We start from the raw sequence: 17573 nt of genomic DNA, 5'->3' as shown, positions 1-17573 counted from the left end.
TGCTTTCAGGCAGTGTTGTAAACTTGGGCGTGAATGTGTTTGCAGCGGAAGCGGCCTCCACCGTTGTGGAGATCGACGGTGCTGCTGTGCGTAAAGCTTATGCTGACGGTGAAGTCTTAACCGTCGACGAAGTGCTGGAAAATCTGCCCAGCTTTACAGCGGATACAGAAGAAGAGACAGAAGCATTGAACCAAGCCCTGGCAGATGCACTGCGGGAGCAGCTGTCCGAACAGGACGGCAATTGGCTGGAAGTGGTGGAAAACCGGGAGCTGGACGGCAACGGAAACATTCGGATTTTAGTTGCTGTCCGCTTGGCCCTGTCCGATGCTGAGGCAGAAGACGCAAAACCGGAGATTGTTGGCGTCGAAGTCTACACCATCAACACCGGGCTAAGTGAAGAAAAGATAGAAGTGCGGTTGTTGGGTGAAGAAACCCAGGAGACCATCAGGGATACCTATGCGCTGGAATCCAAAGAGGTTGAGTCCGAAAAAAAGCCGGAGAAACCAGAGGGCAAACCTGTTGGCCCCAGCGGCAGTTCCAGCAGCGAGCCGGAGGTCAGCCCCAGTGAGCCTTCCGTCCCTGGGGAAACCCCCAGCGAGCCGGTAACCCCCGATGAGACTCCCAGTGAGCCAGTCACTCCCGTGGACCCCGACAGTTCCATTCCCACCCAGCCTGTAGATCCCGAAGGGAGCGAACCCACCGAGCCGGAAGAGATCCCTGAGGAAACTCCTTCCGATCCTTCCACCGATGGGTCTGATGAGGCCGAAGAGCCCACAGAAGTTCCTTCTGAAACTCCCGGCGAGGGTGATTCTGACGGTTTCGAGGAAGACTCCACCGGCAACGATACCTCGGACAATGATTCTGAGGGTGTGTTGGTTGCGTCCATCGACGGCCGCATTGTCCTTTCAGCATTGGTAGAAAACGAATTTGGCTCCAATGAAGGCGAAGATATCACCGATCCCTCTGACAATGGCGAAGACGGCGAGGATGACAAAGACGTCACCGACCCCTCTGACAATGGCGAAGACGGTGGGGATGACCAAGACGTCACCGACCCCTCTGACAATAGCGAAGACGGTGAGGATGACCAAGACATCACCGACCCCACCGAGGATGACAAAAAAGACGATGATAAGCCTGCCATCGAGGATGAAGAGGAAGAACCCACTTTCACTGCTTCTGCGGAAAAGGTGGAGAGCAAAGACCTGGGTTCTGTCAAGAAGGTGACAATGACCGTCGCCCCTTTCTCCTTCCAGAAGACTAGCTTTGTGGTGCAACCTCTGTCGGTGACCCAAGGCGAAGGCCAGCTCCTGATCAAAAAGGTGGATGGAGAGGGCAACCCCATCCCCGGTGTCACCTTTACCGCAAAGGTCACTGCGGAAGACGTTTTTAAGCATCAATTCTTCGGTACTTATTATACCGATGGCAGCGCTGAGATTCCCGTCACCACCGATGAAAACGGGGAAGCGGTGCTGAACTACACCGGTTCTTTTCAGGTAAAAGATACCGATAGTAGAGATACAAAGACCATCAACGGCAAAGACTATGCCTTGACCATTGAGCTCTATGAGACCGGCGGTTTGGATGAGTATGAGGCTGCTGATCCCAAGACCCGGTTGATCCAGTTTGAAAAGGAAGAGGATGCTACTCAGCTAACCGTTTCACGGCGTCCCGGGGTAAATACTGACTATGTCACGGATTATTCCAAAGAGTCTACTAGAAGGCCCTTTGTCACCGTGCAAAACAAGAAATCCGTTAATTCGGTGCAGCTTCGCGCTTTGGCCATTGGCCAGTCCGGCTTGGAGTTCACCTATAGAATTACGGTGGACGGTGTGCCCTATAACGGCACTTTGACAAGCAAAAATGGGAATACTGTGACCGCTGAGAATGGCTATGTCACAATCCCCCAGGACAACGACAATGGAGACTACACCTACACCATCACTGGCATTGGTGCTGGTAAAAATGTGGTGATTGAGCAGACCGGCAGCGCAGGGTGTAAACTGATCCGGTTGCTCCACGGTTCAACGCTGTTGGATTTGGGCCCGGCCTCCTTTGAATCCAAGAAAGGGGACAATGGCGCAATCATCTTTGTAAACGCCAAAACCGGCACTGGCGGCGCAACCGGCTCTGCGTTGGAATTGACCAAAAAGGCAATTCGCAACGATGCGCTCAGCACCGGCAACGACATCATTTATGATATGGAGTTGACCGTGGCAGGCAAGGGCAAAGTCACCGAGATGGAGACACCTGTCAATGTCATTTTTGTCATTGACCGATCCAGCTCTATGCGGGATACAGTGAGCGGCAATGGATATGGTAATGGCGGAGATAACTCCCGCTGGAATATCACCCGCCGCTCCATCAACACTATGGCGGAAAACCTAATTAAATCGAATAGAAACAGCCAGGTTGCGGCCGTGTACTTCCAGGATGAGAAAGGCGGAGTCATTTCCAATTGGACCTCCAATGTCGGAGAAGAGTGGATCACCTTGGGCAACCCGGGTACCGGTTATGGCACCTATGCAGCTAAGGGATTTGAAAAAGCTTACGAACTGCTGGGGCAGCGGGGTAACAACTATCCCACCTATGTGGTGTTTATGACCGACGGCGATGAAAGCGATGGGGCAGACGGTGTTAACAGGGCAATTGCCGCCGCTAAGAAGATCAACGCGGATTACCCTGAAGTCCAGATTCACACCATCGGCATCAGCAACGATCCCGGCACAGCGGTACTGAATCCCCAGGGCGAGAACCGCTATCAGGATTCTTACACCAAAGCGACCAAAGAGACAGATATTTCCAACACCTTCACCGGCATTCTCAATATGATTTTTGAGAATTACGAAATCCCCGTGGTCACTGACCAACTGAGCGGCAACGTGGAGTTGATCCAAGGAACCCAAAAGACTTGGGTCAATGATACAGAAGTGTCTGGCGAGGTGGTGTTCAACGATCGCAACGACACCTTCACCTGGACCATCAATGCAAAAGATGGGGACAAAGCAATTTTGGATGGTATGGAAAACGTCCATAAGCTGACCTACCAGGTGAAAGTCACCAATGGGAGCACTGACTACACCAATTTGGCAGATCCGGATACCGGTACCCATGCGAACGATAAAGGTTGGTTCTCCAACGGGGTAGCGGAACTCCGCTGCCGTGGCGTGTATACCGAAAGCTTCCCCAAACCGGTTGTTCAAACCAAAGTGGTCATCAACAACCAGGATATCGACATTGTAAAAATCGATGCTGATAGCAAGGCAGCTCTGTCCGGCGCCGAGTTTGTCATCAAGAGGGGGAGCAAAGAAGTTGCTGCCCTGACAACTGGCGCAGATGGTACAGCCAATATGAAGCTAGATGTTTTGGCTCAAGAGTTCGGCGGCAACCCCACAGCGGGCACAAAACTGACCTTTACAATTGAGGAAAAGAAATCTCCGGAGAACTACGCACCGATCTCCGGCACAATTGCCACTTTTGACGTGGAGTATACCGGTAGCATGTTCCGCATCGCTAAAAACGGCGAGAACGATGTGTTCACCGTAAACAGCGACAAGGCAGAATACTCCATGGAGAAAGGCACCCTGACCGTGAAGAACAGCCTGGGTGCGAAGGGTATCACCACCACAGTGGAAAAGAGCTTCAAGAGTGGGGATGCTACTGATCTGGGCGGCAAATCCTACACCGTTCGGATTAGCGATGGCGCTGCCACGGTGAAGGATTTCACGGTGAGCGACCCATATACGGTCGAATTTACCGGTGGAGACGCTCCTGCCCTAGAAGCAGGGAAGGAATACACCGTCACCGAAGTAATCCCCAATGGGGCGAACTACACCTTAGACGGCGAGATCTCTATCGAGGTTTCTTATCAGGGTGGTGAGAAGCAAACATCTGCTGGTTCCTTCACAATCCCCCGCGAGAAATTTACAAGCGTTACTGGAATTACCATCCGCTTGACCAACAAAGCAAACCGCGGAAACATCGAGTTTACCAAGTATGGCCAAGAGGACAACAAGTTGGCAGGCGCTGTATTTGGTATCTATACAGATCCGGCATGCGCTACCACAGCTTTTGCAACTGCGACTTCCGATGCTGAGGGCAAGGTTTCCTTTGCCAACATCCCGGTCGGCACCTACTATGTAAAAGAAATCTCTGCCCCGGATCATTACCAGGTAAGCGATACAATCTACTCTGTAGAAGTGACCAACGGCGGAACCGCAAAGATCAATGATGGCAAAGTGGTAAACAACTACGTCAATGATGGCTCCATCACCGTTGTGAAGAAGCTGACAGAAGGCACCTCTTGGGAGTTTGCCAAGGATGCTGCGTTTACCTTCACCGCCACCAAGGGTGGTGTAACCCACACCGGTACCGCCACATTTAGCAGAGAAGAAGACCTGGAAAATGGCGTCACTGTCCTGTGGGCGACTGCGGACGGTACCGTTTCCAGCCTCACTGGCTTGGAATACGGTGCTTGGGAGATCAGAGAGGCCAGCTCTGGCAATTTGTTCGAACTGAGCAAGGCTGAAGGAGACGGTCAAAACGTTGCAATCAGCAACAAGGTCGCCACTGCGACTTTGGGCATTGCGGACCAAGACGCAACGGTAACTTTCACCAACAGTCCCAAGCAGAATGCGGGCAGTATCAACATTTCCAAAGCTGTTACAACCGCGAACCCGACTTATACTGGCACTTTCCCAGTTGGTGTTTACACTAAACAAGGGAACGATCAGATGGTTTTAGCAGGTACTCCCATATTCTTAAATGCGGATGGAACCGTTCAAACCGCATCTGGCCTGGCTTTGGATCAGACCTACTATGTAAAAGAAGAAGCTGTAAAAGGCTATACTTTGGTTGGTATGACCGTTGGTGGGGCGCCTGTGGAGCCTGTCACCTACAACAATGAGAAATACTACCCTGTCACCCTCACCGGTACGGCGGCAGTCCAGGTTGTAGTGACCAACACCGCTGCCACCTATGGCGTTGCTATCCAGGTCGCCAAAGACCTGAAAGACACCTTCTTGTTGAAAAATGGCGATTCCAAAGAGTTTACCTTTACTTTGACCGGCCCCAATGGCTACGAGGAAGAAGCCAAAGTGACCGTAAGCAAGGATCAGCAAGGCAATCTTTCCACTGCCCCTGTGACCTTCACAAAGCCCACAAACGGCTGGGTTGCGGGTGTGTATACCCTTGCTGAGGAGAGCGACAGCCAGTACACTCTGGACGGGATGAAATCCAATATTGCAGGGTTGTCCATCACAAACGGCGTGGCATTTACCCTGACGGATGACATCCTAAGCCAGAATCCCACAATCACCTTTACCGCGACCAACAAAGTGGCTGTAGCAGAGGTTAGCTCCATTTCTTTGAAGAAGGAGATCGCAGAGGGCGCTTGGCTGATCCCTGAGAGCGGCAAGACCTTTAACTACACCCTGACCACCCCGGATCAGAAAACGATTGCGATCACGGCCACCTTTAACAAAGATGGCACCAGCAATAGCAATATCCTGGAGCAGGTGAAAGCCGCTTATGGCGATCCTGTGAAGCTCCCAGTCGGCACCTACACCCTGGCCGAGGGTGCTGATGACCAGTTCAACGCACAGAGCATGACCGCAACCGGTGCAGATACTGTAAGCAGCACTGTGAATAGCATCACCTTCGGTGTGAACAAGGATACCACCAGCATCGCCTTTGTATCCACCAATACCGTGAAGACCGGCGCTATGGATCTGGTCATCCGCAAGACCATCCCCGGTTATGCGGTTGGCGCAGACGATAAGACCTTTGCATTCACTCTGACCAAGCCGGATGGCACAACAACCGTCAAGGAACTGACCCTGGCGGCCAACGCCACCACCGGCACCGTCACCTGGGGCGAAGAAGAGCTCAAAGGCCTGCCCTACGGTGAGTACAAACTGACCGAGAGCAATTCCGGTTCGAAGTTTATCTTTGCTGATGTTACAGTGTCCGGCGAGGGGATGAACCCGACCCTGACAGAGTCAGGCGGCAAGAAGACCGGCGAAGTGGTCTTTCACTATGCCGGTGCTGGCAGCTTGGAAGTCACCTATGCGAATGAGCCCCTGCCGGAAGGCAGCGTGACCATCGAAAAACAGATGGCGGTTGGTTCCAAGGTGAAAGCGGATACCCAGTTTGTATTCGATATCATCGATCAAGCAACGGGCAACGTTGTTAGAACTGTAACAATTGAGGCAAAAGCAAATGCAAGCGGGACAATCGGCTCCGAAATGGTCGGCGGTCTGGAATTTGGCAAGACTTATGTGGTAAAAGAGCGGGCACAGGATGGGTACATCCTGGATTCTATCAGCCACAGCGCGGGGACTGCCACAATGGTGGCCGGCACGGAGTATGAAGCCAAAACCGCAGAGTTTACCCTGGAGGTAGGCAGCCCGATCAAGGTTGTGGCAGTCAACTCCAATGCCAGCGGCAGCGGCATTAGCAGCCTGACCAAAGTGTTTGAGACTAATGGTCTGGATGCAGAAGCAGTGACATTCGAATTGTACAAAGCAGTAGCCGAAGGGGAAGACCAATTGGTTGCTACTGGTACAATCGGGGCACAAAGCTTTACTGGATCCGGCAATGAGAAATCTTCGAGCGATATTGCTTGGGACACCAATCCAGCCACTCTCCCCGTGGGTGATTACTATGTGGTAGAGAGATTGGCCGGGAACAGCAACTACCAGTTCAAGAAGGCCCAGGTTGATACAGCGCCCGCAGCCACGGAAAACCGTGCGGCGTTCACCGTCACCGGCATCAGAGAAGGCGTGAACATCACCTTCACCAATGAGCCCATCTCCGGCGCGGGAAGAACCCCCAGCACCCTGACCAAGGTCCTGGACAACGGCTTTGACCTGGACACTGGCGATGTCTTTAAGATCACAGTGGAATCCAGCGACAAAACTTTCAAAGAGACAAGAGAAGTGAGCGCTTCTGAGCTGATTTCCTCCGCATCTCACAGCAAGGTGCTGGAAGAGAACTTCTCTTTGAAGAACGGCGTTTACACTGTGACCGAGGAGATCGAAGGCGGAAATTACCAATTGGCAGCAGGCGAGTACACCTACACTGTGACAACTGCGAATCCCTCTGTGGTGATGGTTGTTCACAATAAAGCAAATAGCGTTGCCAAAGACAGCTTTGCGCTGAACCTGATCAAAAAGGTGGACAGCGAAAATGCGGTAAACGACAGCTTTGACTTTGTCCTGACGGGGCCTGGCATTGCCGAAGGCGGCATTGAACTGACCTTGGAAGGTGCAGCCGGCGAAGGGAAACAGGGCAGCTTCACCCTGCCGGATACCTTCCAGTGGCAGTACGGCACCTACACCATCACCGAAAAAGAGCATGATTACTATGACTTCTATTCGGCTAGTGGTGAGACAGGAACTGTAAATCCAACAGATAGAAGCTTTAGCTTTGTTCTTGACAGCACTTTAGCTCAGCAGGGTCAGCTGACCGTCACCTTTGCCAACCACCAGAAGGCTGTAGAGGAAGGCGCAGTCACCCTGACCAAGACCCTCCAGTCGGGCGAGACCCCCTACAACTCCACCGATTCCTTTACCTTTAAGGTGGCAGAATCTGTGGAAGCTATAGAGGATGGCCGTGCCATCACTGTGAGAGCAGACGGCCAGGCGGTCAACATCCCCGGCCTGAAGCTGGGTGGAACCTACTTCATCAAAGAGACCAACACCGGCGCGGATTACAGCTTTGTAAACTTCACCGGCGAGGGCTTGGAGGATAAGGGCAACGGCGTTTATCAGTTCACCGTTCCCTCCGATGCATCGGCTGAAAATGTGTTCGCAATTACTGCGACCAACCACAAAATACCCAGAGCCATCGACCTTCCCATCTACAAATACAGCAGCAATGGCAATTCTCTTGCCGATGCCGGGTTCACCCTGTATGCGTATGAGGAGAGCAGCAATGGAAATCCTGTGGTAGGCGCGATTATCAGAGGCGAACAGACCACCGATGCACAGGGCAGACTGACCATTTCCGGCCTGGGCGAAGGCCGCTATATCCTGCGGGAGACCAGAGTCCCCTCTGGCCACTACACCCCCAATTACCTCATCGCCTTTGAGGTAAAATACAACAATGGAATCCTCACCATCGAGATGCTCAACTCCAACAGCAACTTTGCTTGGGAGGATGGCGTTCTCAACATCCGCAACCAGAGACGCAGCGGAGGCGGAGGCGGCGGTGACAGCGGCGATGATGATGACGACTACGTCACCATCGACGACGAGGATGTCCCGCTGGGCAATGTCACCATTGAAGATCCTCAGATTCCTCTGGCGGGCTTGCCGGATGCAGGCGGATTCCCAGTGGAGTCCCTCGCTCTGATTGGCGCAGGCATGATGCTGGCCGGTTGGGCACTGGGCCGCAAGAAGAACGATGAGGATGCGGAGAAATAGCTTCTCCCACCCGTGCAAGTAACAAGCTCAAATCGAGAAAAGCCGCCCTGCGTTCCAGGGCGGCTTTTCAAGAATTTTACATGGAAAGCGAGTACTGCAATGATGAACGCAAAAGACCGCAAAATGCTCTCGAAAACCTTGTTGATTGCGGGCGCTGTGCTGATGGTAATTGGTGTGGGATATGAAGCGATCAACTACCCTTGGCAGATTGTCTTGGCTAAGCTGGGCATGGCTTCCCAAAGTGCTATGGCTGACCCCAAGCCCTTGGAAAACGCCACCTGGACCACCCTCCCGGCGGAGGAATGGGCCGAGGGGGATCCCCTCAATGTCCTGCCCGCCCAGGGGAACCTGTTGATGGCCCGTCCGGAGGTGGAAAACCTAACGGTGGTGGGTTACTTCAAGTTCCCCAAGCTGGGGATTAGTGAAAACATCGTGTTAGGTAGTGATGAAGAGCTCATGTATGGAGTGGGCCATGTCAATGGAACTGCGGGTTTGGGCCAGGAGGGCAACTGTGTCCTGGCCGGACACCGAAATTACATTGTCATGCATCCATTCCGCCACCTGGACAAAGCCGCAGTAGGGGACCGTGTCATGGTGGAGGATGAGGCCAACATCTACACTTATGAGATCTACGAGATTTTGACGGTAAAGCCGGAGGATGTCTATGTGACCGAGCTGCAGGAGGGGGAGAGCCACATGCTCACCTTGGTCACCTGCACCCCTGTGCTCAACCCCACTCACCGGCTGGTGGCTTGGGCGCGCCTGGTAGAGACAATACCCAAAGCATAATTCCCCTAAAAACAGCCGCAACTGCGGCTGTTTTTTAGGTCAGCGGCCAATCTTCCCCAGAGGGGAGACAAGAGGGACTGTGTTTGGCCGTTCCGTCATAGCATGGGAAAATGGTGCGGCCTCCAGCGAAAGCGCTCATGGAACTTTTGTAAATTCTCCTAGGATTCTTTTGCCGGCTGTGCTACAATAATGAAAAGAGACAACAGTCAGCGAGGGCCTTTTGCCCGGCTGTAAGGAAGGTTTCCTTCACCGAAAGGAGAATGCATATGTCCTATCTTTTTATCCAATACCCCAAATGCTCCACCTGCCAAAAGGCAAAACAATGGCTGGAAGATCACGGGGTTTCCTACACCGCCCGCCATATTGTAGAAGAAAACCCCACAGAACAGGAGCTCTCCCAGTGGATTGCCCGGAGCGGACTGCCTATCAAGCGGTTTTTCAACACCAGCGGCCTCAAATATAAGGCGCTGGAGCTCAAGGACAAACTTCCCCTCATGAGTGAAGAGGAGATGGTTGCCCTTCTGGCCACCGATGGGATGCTGGTCAAGCGTCCACTCCTCATCGGGGAGGATACCATCCTGGTTGGCTTTAAACCCCAGGAATGGGAGAGCATCTTATAGGGGCGGGAAAGCCTAGACCATGTGGAAAGGAGGGAATGATTGTGGAAAAAATTTGGGATGTCACCGCATTGGGGGAGCTATTGGTGGATTTTACCCCGCTGGAGAGCCGCGGGCCCAACCCGGCATTTGAAGCCAATCCCGGGGGTGCGCCTTGCAATGTGCTGGCTATGCTGTCGGCTTTGGGGCGCAAAACGGCATTTATCGGCAAAGTGGGGGCAGATTATTTCGGTGGGATGCTCCACAGCGCCTTGGAGGAACTGGGAATCTCCGCCGAAGGGCTGCTCCACGACCGGACATACAACACCACCCTGGCCTTTGTCCACAACGACACCGCTGGGGAGCGGAGCTTTTCCTTTTATCGCAAGCCGGGTGCGGACAGCATGCTCCGCAGCCAGGAAGTCCCCTTTTCCCTGATTGAGCAGTCGAGGATTTTTCACTTCGGCACCCTGTCCATGACCGACGAGCCCGCTCTAGAAGCCACCCGTAAGGCATTGGACTGCGCCAAAGGGTGTGGGGCCCTCATCTCCTTTGACCCCAACCTGCGGCCCCCCCTTTGGGAGAGCCTGGCCATCGCCAAAGACCGGATGCGGGAAGGGTTTTCCGCCTGCGATGTCCTGAAAATTGCCGGGGAGGAGCTCAATTTCATCACCGGCATAGGGGATCAAAACCGGGCGGCCCTCTTCCTGATGGACCACTACCAAATCCCCTTGGTGTTTGTCACCTCCGGCAGAGAGGGGAGTGCCGCTTATTACCCCGGCGGCATCCTGCGGCAGGAAACATTCCTGGACGTTCCCACTGTGGACACCACTGGCGCAGGGGATATTTTCTTCGGCTGTATGCTGGACACCATCCTCCGCCTGGGCCCGGAGGGCTTCTCCCCCCAAGAGATGCAGGAGGCCCTTCGGTTTGCCAGCGCAGCGGCCGCTATAGTCACCACCCGGCCAGGGGCGATGCGTTCGGTGCCCCGGCGGGAGGAAGTGGATGCTTTTTTAAACGGCCATCCGCTGTAGGGCCAGAAGCTGCCCTCCGGGAACGCAATATGAGGGTTAGGTGTGTTGCCCATAGCAGAGAAAGCCCTGTTTCACAAGGAAAACCCCCGGCGAGAACCATCTCGCCGGGGGTTTCTACTTGGTTGCATTTGTTGTTCTGGGGTGAGGGCGGGAAGAAAACCACCTGCCATAAAGGTGGCTACTTGCTGTCCGTGTTTCGGTTGTGGTGGGATCTCCATGTTAAAAAGGCGGCGATAGCTACAGCGGAACCAACGACCCCCAAAGCCAGTGGGATAGAGGGGGATGCAGAAGGGACTGCAGGATCTTCCCCGCCGGAGGGGGTAATTTTGGTGAAGACCACATGGATTTCGTGGTCCCGGCTGATGTTTTCAAACAGGTAGGAGTCCGCTGGGGGGAGGGATTTTCCGTCCACCAAAAGCTTCTCGACCCGGTAACCTTTTTTAGGTTGAATCAGAAACTCAGCGCTGCTTCCTTGAGTCAGCCGGCTGATGCCGGAGGGCTGGATGGTGCCGCCGCTTCCGGTGGAGGCGAGGATTTCAAACTCCTGGAACTTGCCGTAATTCTCATCGGGGAGGGCCAGGGCAAAGGTGGTCAGATTGGAAAAATCACTGCTGACCATCCCGCCGGATACTGTGGCAGGCCGCTCTCCGATGGAGCCGTCTTCCCGCAGGTAGAGGATGGAGGCCGGGGTGCCGTCCTCTACCTTGAGATTGAAGAAGGAGACGGTATAAGGGCTCAAGGTGACTGGCTCTTCTTCATCTTGAATAGAGGCTTTGCAGAGTGCGGCCACCTTCCGGCTGGAAGAGGACGCGTATTGGGAAAATTGATTGTACAACTCCCCCTGGGCCAAAAGCGGCTCCACCAGGAATTGATTGATGTCCCGCACGTGGCTGGACACTGAGAAATAGTAGGCTTGTCCGCCGCTGGACCACTGGTAAGAGAAGGTCTTGCGGTTGCGCAGATCGGTGGTAGTGGTCAGTGAAGCAGAGCGCCAAAAATCTTCCCCCGCCAGGCGGTAATAGAGCACCGGCTGGGAGGACACCGATTCCTTTGGGGGGAGCAGGGTGCGGTGCAGAGGGTTTTGGGAAGTCTCCAGCTCATAGGAGAAGGTGAAGGGGATGAGATGCCCCCTCAGCAGAAATTGTTCCAGGTCAATGACAGGGCCTTCCGGATCCTCTTGGCTGGCTGGCTCAATGGAAATATCGGTCACCTCATCGTTGAGAATAAGGAGGCTGCCTGGGTCAAGGGCATTGTCCTCTGGAACCACTACCTGCAATTTCAACCCGGTGAAGGTAAAGGCATCTCCTCTGGGACCCAAGATGCTCTCCGGCGTCACTGTGTAGCTGTGCAAAGCGGGGGTGCCCAAAGGCGCCTCTTTATCCGAGCCGTTGTCGGTGAGGGCAAGGGGGCGGTAGATGGTCAATGTCTCCCTAGCGCGGCCGGTGACATCGCCGATCTGCCGGTCCCTCGCTTGGTAGTGGCCGTCGAGGCCGGCGACGATATCATAACTTCCTGCGGCTGCCTGGGAGGAAACCCGCAGCTGAAAGGTGGCGCCCACCGAGTGGTAGACAGACACATTGCCCAGCTTGGAGCCGTTGGGGGTGAGCCCCGGGTAGGAGATGGAACTGATGACCAAGCTATCCGGGACAAAGGTGACCCCCGCGGGCAGCTCCCCCAGATAGAGGGTACAGTCCCGCAGAATATAGGGAGATGGGTTTTCAACGAGGATGGATAGGGTGATAATTTCCTCCTCCGGCGCAATGAGCTCCTGGGAGGAGAGGGTGAGGGTGACGTTGTTGTCCAGCCGCATGGGTCTGGGTGGTGGGGATTCTTCCCCGAAGGCGGAGAGGGGGCAGAGGATCAGCAGGATGGCTAGGGAGAAAAGAGCCCACCGCTTGGGCCAATTTTGCACACATATCCCTCCCATTCGGCAAAGTCCATTTTACATACAGTAGTATTATACCATAGTTTTTTTGCAGGGAAGCAGGAAAAATTTCGGAAAGATTTTCGAATTTTTATTGGTTTTGGGATGGAATGGGGGAAATTTGCCCCCAAAAGAGGAGTGGGACAGGGGATAGCGGTTTTTTCCCGTTCCCAGGGATTTTGTGGTACAATAGCCACAGGCGAAGCCCTTTGCGGCAACAGCTGCACCGCAATTCTTACAGTTTGTGCAGACTTTTCTGACACAATAATCGCAACGCAATTTTGAGGGGGCGCCCTCCTGCGGCAAAGCTGCACTATTTTTCCTCTTTTTCTTAACTTTGTAGGAGGACAATCACGAGAACCCCATATCATGCAAAATCCCCACAATGCGGAACACCCGCACAAATTTAGAAAGGAACAGACGATGAAACTGCTGCAATTGGCCGACCTGCACATCGGCAAGCGGGTCAACGAATTTTCCATGCTGGAGGATCAGATCTATATATTGCATCAAATTCTAGATATCGCCCGGGAACGCAGGCCAGATGGAGTGCTCATCGCCGGGGATGTCTACGACAAGACCATCCCTTCCGCGGAGGCGGTCACCGTGCTGGACGGCTTCCTCACTTCCCTGGCGGACCTCCATATCCCAGTGTTTGTGGTGCCGGGCAACCACGATTCCGCCGAGCGGTTGGGGTTTGGCAGCCATCTTCTGCGGGAAAGCGGGGTGTATATTGCCGCCCCTTACCACGGCGCCGTGGAGCGGTTCACCTTGGAAGATGCCTATGGCCCGGTGGGGATCCACCTGCTTCCCTTCCTGCGGCCAGCGGCAGTGGGGGCCTGCCACCCGGAAGAAAAGGTGGACGGCTACGACAGCGGAGTGCGCCTGGCCCTCTCCCACGCTGATTTTTCCGGTGCAGACCGCCATGTGCTGGTGGCCCACCAGTTTGTCACCAGCGGCGGCAAGGAGCCGGAGCGCAGCGATTCCGAAGCCATTACCGTGGGGGGGCTGGACAATGTGGAGGTCTCCGCCTTCGACCGGTTTGACTATGTGGCCCTAGGGCACATCCATGGGCCCCAGTTTGTGGGGCGCCCTTCGGTGCGGTACGCCGGTTCCCCTTTAAAATACTCCTTCTCCGAATGGCGGCAGCAGAAAACCGCCCTCTTAGTCACTTTAAGGGGGCCAGGGGAAGAGCCAGAACTGGAAAAAATCCCCCTCATCCCCCTGCGGAACCTGCGGGTGATCCGGGGGCCGCTTGCCCAGCTGACCGCCATGGGGGAGAAGAGCCAAGATTACATTGAGGCTGTCCTCACCGACGAGGAGAGCCTGGCCGACCCCCTGGGGGAACTGCGGCAGATCTACCCCAATCTGATGCGGCTCACCTTTGACAACCGGCGCACCCAAACCCAGGGAGGCCCGGGCGTTGCCCAAAGCATCCGGGAGAAGAGCCCTTTGGAGCTGTTTGGAGAATTTTATGAGGCGCAGAACGGCGCCCCGTTGGAGGAGGAGCAGACAGCGCTTCTCTCCCAGCTGTTGGCGGGATTGGAGGAAGCGCGATGAAACCTATAAAATTGGTGCTGAATGCCTTTGGCCCCTATGCCGGCCGGGTGGAAATCCCCTTTGCCCACTTTGGGGAAGGGGGGCTGTTCCTCATCACCGGGGACACCGGCGCGGGGAAAACCACCGTATTTGACGGTATCGCCTTCGCCCTCTTTGGGGAGGTGAGCGGCTCCACCCGCACAGTGGAGGGGCTGCGCAGTGATTTTGCCTCTCCAGGGGAAAAAACCTTTGCCGAGCTGACCTTCTCCCACCAGGGCAAGGAGTACCGGGTGGTTCGCAACCCCGGCTACCAGCGCCCGAAAAAAACGGGGGAAGGCTTCACTTCCGAGCGACCGGACGCCGACCTGTTCCTCCCCGGCGGCCAGGTGGTCTCCGGTGCGGCCAAGGTCACCGCCCAGATCACTGACCTGTTGGGGGTGGACGCCCGCCAATTCAAACAAATCGCCATGATTGCCCAAGGGGAATTCCTGCGCCTTTTGCTGGCCGACAGCCGGGAACGGGCGGAAATCTTCCGCAAGGTCTTTGGCACCGGCCGGTTTTTGCAGCTGCAGCAGCAGCTCAAGGAGCAGGAGCGGGCCCTTTTTGCTAAGCGGGAGGAAAACGCCCGGGGTATCTTGCAGTATTTGAGCGGGGCACAGGTGGAAACCCCAGAGTTTGACCTGGACAGCCGGGAGATTGCTGCCGCCCCAAAGATGCTGGGGCTGCTTTCCGAGGAGATCGCCGCGGGAGAAACCCGCTGGAAAGAGTTGCGCCGCCAATTGCAGGAGGCACAGGAACAGGAGCAGCAGTTGGCCCTGTTGGAGGACCAGGCAAAGCGGCAGGAGGAAACCCTGGCTGCCCTAGAAGAGACTCGCCGGGAGCTGGAGCGGCTGACGGCCCAGGGGGATGAGATAGCCCGGCAGGGGAAGGAACTGGCCCTCTACCAGCGGGTGGAGGCCCACAGTGGGGAGTATGCCTCCTGGAAGCGGGAAGAGGCGGAGCAAAGGGAGGCGGAGGCCGCCCTAGCCCGGGCGAAGACCGCCTTAGCCAAGAAGGAAGAGGAACTCCCCGCCCTGCAAGAGGCGCTGCGGCGGGAGGAGGAGGGGGAACCCCTGCGCCGGGAACTGCAAGAAAAGATCGCCCGCCTCTCCCCCCAGCTGCCGGTGTACCGCCAGGTGGAGGAGCTGGAAAGGGAGAAGAAAGAACGGGAAAAAGAGCTGACCCAGTGGCGGTCGGATACGGCGGCCCTCGCCGGGCAGGAGGAGGAAACCTCCAAGGTCATCGCCAAGCTGGAAGGGGAATTGGAAACCCTCTTTGGGGCGGAGGCCGCCCTGGTGGAGGTGGAGCATGCCATCGCCGAGAAAAAGAAACTGTGGCAAAAGGCCGCCGCCGCCAAAGAGGACTGCGCCGCCCTGCGGGATCAGAACCGCCGGCTGAAAGAGGCCCAGCAGAGGTTCCGGCAGGCCCAGGAGGATTTTTCAGGCAAGCGGGCCCGCTGTGACCAATTGGAGGACCAGTTCCTCCAGGCACAGGCCGGGGTGCTGGCCGGTTCCCTCCGGGAGGGGGAGCCTTGCCCGGTATGCGGTTCCCTCCGTCATCCCCGGCCCGCACAGATGCCCGGCGGGGCTCCCGGCGAGGAGGATCTGAAACAGGCCCGCCAAGAGAGAGAACGGGCCTCAGCCGCCGCCCAGGAGGCCTCCCTGGAGGCCGGCAAGCTGGACGCCAAAAGCAAGGCCATGGTAGAGGCCTTGCGCCGGCGGGTAGAGGAGCTCTTCCCCGAGGACCCGGCTGGGGGCAAGTTGTCAGCCCTCATGGAGCGGATTACCACCTGTATCGCCGGGGCGGAGGAAGAACTCGCCCGCTTGGAGAAAAAGAAAGAATCCCTTTCTTCCCAGGTGCGGCGGCGTGGGGAAGGGCTGGCGGAATTGTCCGCGGCCCGGTCCCGGAAGGGGGAACTGGAGCGGCAGCGGCAGGAAACCCAGGCCCGCCAGGAAGCCGCTTCCTCCCAATTTGCCGGGGTGGAAAGCCGGCTTCGGGAGCTCACTTCCCATTTGGAATACCCCTCCCGTCAGCAAGCGGAACAGGTGCTGTGCGCCTGGGAAGAGGATTTGGGGGCCGCCTGTAGGAAGTTGGAGGAATCCCAGAAGGCCTTGGCGGCGACGGAAAAGGATCTCTACTTCCTGCGGGCGGTGTGGGAGCAAGAGGCCGCTCGGAAAGCCCAATCGGCCCGGGCAGTGTTTTTAGCGGGCCTTGTGGCCGATTCCCTCACCGAGGAGGGTTTTGCCGCCTACATGGACCGGGGAGAGGAGTTCGCCCAGGTACAGCAGCAGCTGAATCAGTACCAGCTGGCCTTAGCCGCCGCCCAGGAGCGGGAAAAGACCCTGGCTGCCCACAGTGGGGAGGGGAAGGTCATGGACCGGGAGGAACTGTCCGCCCGCCTTGCATTGGCGCGGGAAACGCGGGCCCGCCTGGCCGCCGCCGAACGGGCGGAGGACACCCGTCTAACCCACAACCGGTCGGCCTACGACAAGGCCCAGGTTCTGTTCCGCCAGCGGGGGGAGCTGGATCGCCGGTACGCCATGGTCCGGGACCTGTCCCGCACCGCCAGCGGGGAGCTGCCCGGCAAGCAGAAGATCGCCTTTGAACAATATGTACAGGCAGCCTATTTCGGCCAGGTGGTGGAACGGGCCAACCTGCGGCTGGATTCCATGACCGGTGGGCGGTATCAGCTGCTTCGCAAGGAACAGGCTGCCGACTTGCGAAGCCAGTCCGGCCTGGAACTGGATGTGCTGGATCACTACACCGGCCGAGTGCGGTCGGTGCGTTCCCTCTCCGGAGGGGAGTCCTTCAAGGCGGCCCTTTCCCTGGCCTTGGGCCTTTCGGACGTGATCCAGAGCCACGCGGGCGGGGTACAGATCGACGCCATGTTTGTGGACGAAGGGTTCGGCTCCCTGGATTCCGAATCGCTGGAACAGGCCATCTCCGCCCTGGCGAGCTTGGCCGGGGGGAACCGCCTGGTGGGCATCATCTCCCATGTGGCAGAGCTCAAAGAGCGGATTGAGCAGAAAATTTTGGTCAAGAAGGGATCCAGCGGCAGCTCGGTGGAGGTTGTCGGGGGGTGAGGGAAACTCCCCCACTCCTTTTTACCCCCTGGGATTAGCCCCTCTCAAAATCGGGCATAGTAAGAGGGAAAGCCGCTGTAGTTTCCCCTGGATGGAAGCTGACAGGCGGCCGGATAGAAAGTCTTGGCCATCTCCCCACCGGA

At 56.3% G+C, this 17573-nt stretch carries 7 protein-coding genes; 6 read left to right on the top strand and 1 reads right to left on the bottom strand.

The window, feature by feature from the left end; translation table 11 throughout:
• Window positions 1-29 precede the first annotated feature (29 nt).
• The 4 genes from RDQ42_RS07285 to RDQ42_RS07270 all read left to right on the top strand — a co-directional run bounded on the left by RDQ42_RS07285 (window position 30) and on the right by RDQ42_RS07270 (window position 10845).
• Window positions 30-8426, top strand: coding sequence for a SpaA isopeptide-forming pilin-related protein (locus RDQ42_RS07285; protein WP_308588501.1), 8397 nt, complete (start codon window positions 30-32; stop codon window positions 8424-8426).
• Between the two features lie 99 nt (window positions 8427-8525).
• Window positions 8526-9215, top strand: coding sequence for a class D sortase (locus RDQ42_RS07280; RefSeq protein WP_231358031.1), 690 nt, complete (start codon window positions 8526-8528; stop codon window positions 9213-9215).
• 266 nt (window positions 9216-9481) lie between these two features.
• Window positions 9482-9835 carry an arsenate reductase family protein gene (locus RDQ42_RS07275; RefSeq protein WP_054331443.1) on the top strand — a complete coding sequence of 118 codons (354 nt, stop codon included), beginning with the start codon at window positions 9482-9484 and terminating at the stop codon, window positions 9833-9835.
• Window positions 9836-9870: 35 nt separating this feature from the next.
• On the top strand, window positions 9871-10845 hold the full coding sequence (locus tag RDQ42_RS07270; RefSeq protein WP_174884177.1) for a carbohydrate kinase: 975 nt from the start codon (window positions 9871-9873) through the stop codon (window positions 10843-10845).
• A 178-nt stretch (window positions 10846-11023) separates the two neighbouring features.
• Here the strand turns inward: RDQ42_RS07270 and RDQ42_RS07265 are convergent, their stop codons facing one another.
• Window positions 11024-12757 carry a hypothetical protein gene (locus tag RDQ42_RS07265; RefSeq protein WP_054331444.1) on the bottom strand — a complete coding sequence of 578 codons (1734 nt, stop codon included), beginning with the start codon at window positions 12755-12757 and terminating at the stop codon, window positions 11024-11026.
• 435 nt (window positions 12758-13192) lie between these two features.
• Here RDQ42_RS07265 and RDQ42_RS07260 point away from each other — a divergent pair, with 435 nt between their 5' ends.
• The gene (locus RDQ42_RS07260; protein ID WP_231358032.1) at window positions 13193-14329 is read left to right on the top strand and encodes an exonuclease SbcCD subunit D; all 1137 of its coding nucleotides are present in this window, start codon (window positions 13193-13195) and stop codon (window positions 14327-14329) included.
• Window positions 14326-17430, top strand: a complete 3105-nt coding sequence (locus RDQ42_RS07255; protein WP_308588494.1) for an SMC family ATPase — start codon at window positions 14326-14328, stop codon at window positions 17428-17430. Before RDQ42_RS07260 ends, RDQ42_RS07255 begins: the two co-directional genes overlap by 4 nt.
• The last annotated feature ends 143 nt before the right edge of the window (window positions 17431-17573 follow it).

It is taken from the genome of uncultured Merdimmobilis sp. (assembly GCF_902471145.1).
Taxonomy (GTDB): Bacteria; Bacillota; Clostridia; order Oscillospirales; family Ruminococcaceae; genus Merdimmobilis; species Merdimmobilis hominis.
The sequence above is the reverse complement of the archived record's forward strand: the minus strand, read 5'-3'. Positions and strand labels throughout refer to the sequence as shown.

Bases quoted from the DNA above. Each gene is read 5' to 3' on its own strand.
- RDQ42_RS07275 (WP_054331443.1), top strand. From the start codon at position 9,482: ATGTCCTATCTTTTTATCCAATACCCCAAATGCTCCACCTGCCAAAAG.
- RDQ42_RS07260 (WP_231358032.1), top strand. From the start codon at position 13,193: ATGAAACTGCTGCAATTGGCCGACCTGCACATCGGCAAGCGGGTCAAC.
- RDQ42_RS07280 (WP_231358031.1), top strand. From the start codon at position 8,526: ATGATGAACGCAAAAGACCGCAAAATGCTCTCGAAAACCTTGTTGATT.
- RDQ42_RS07270 (WP_174884177.1), top strand. From the start codon at position 9,871: ATGATTGTGGAAAAAATTTGGGATGTCACCGCATTGGGGGAGCTATTG.
- RDQ42_RS07255 (WP_308588494.1), top strand. From the start codon at position 14,326: ATGAAACCTATAAAATTGGTGCTGAATGCCTTTGGCCCCTATGCCGGC.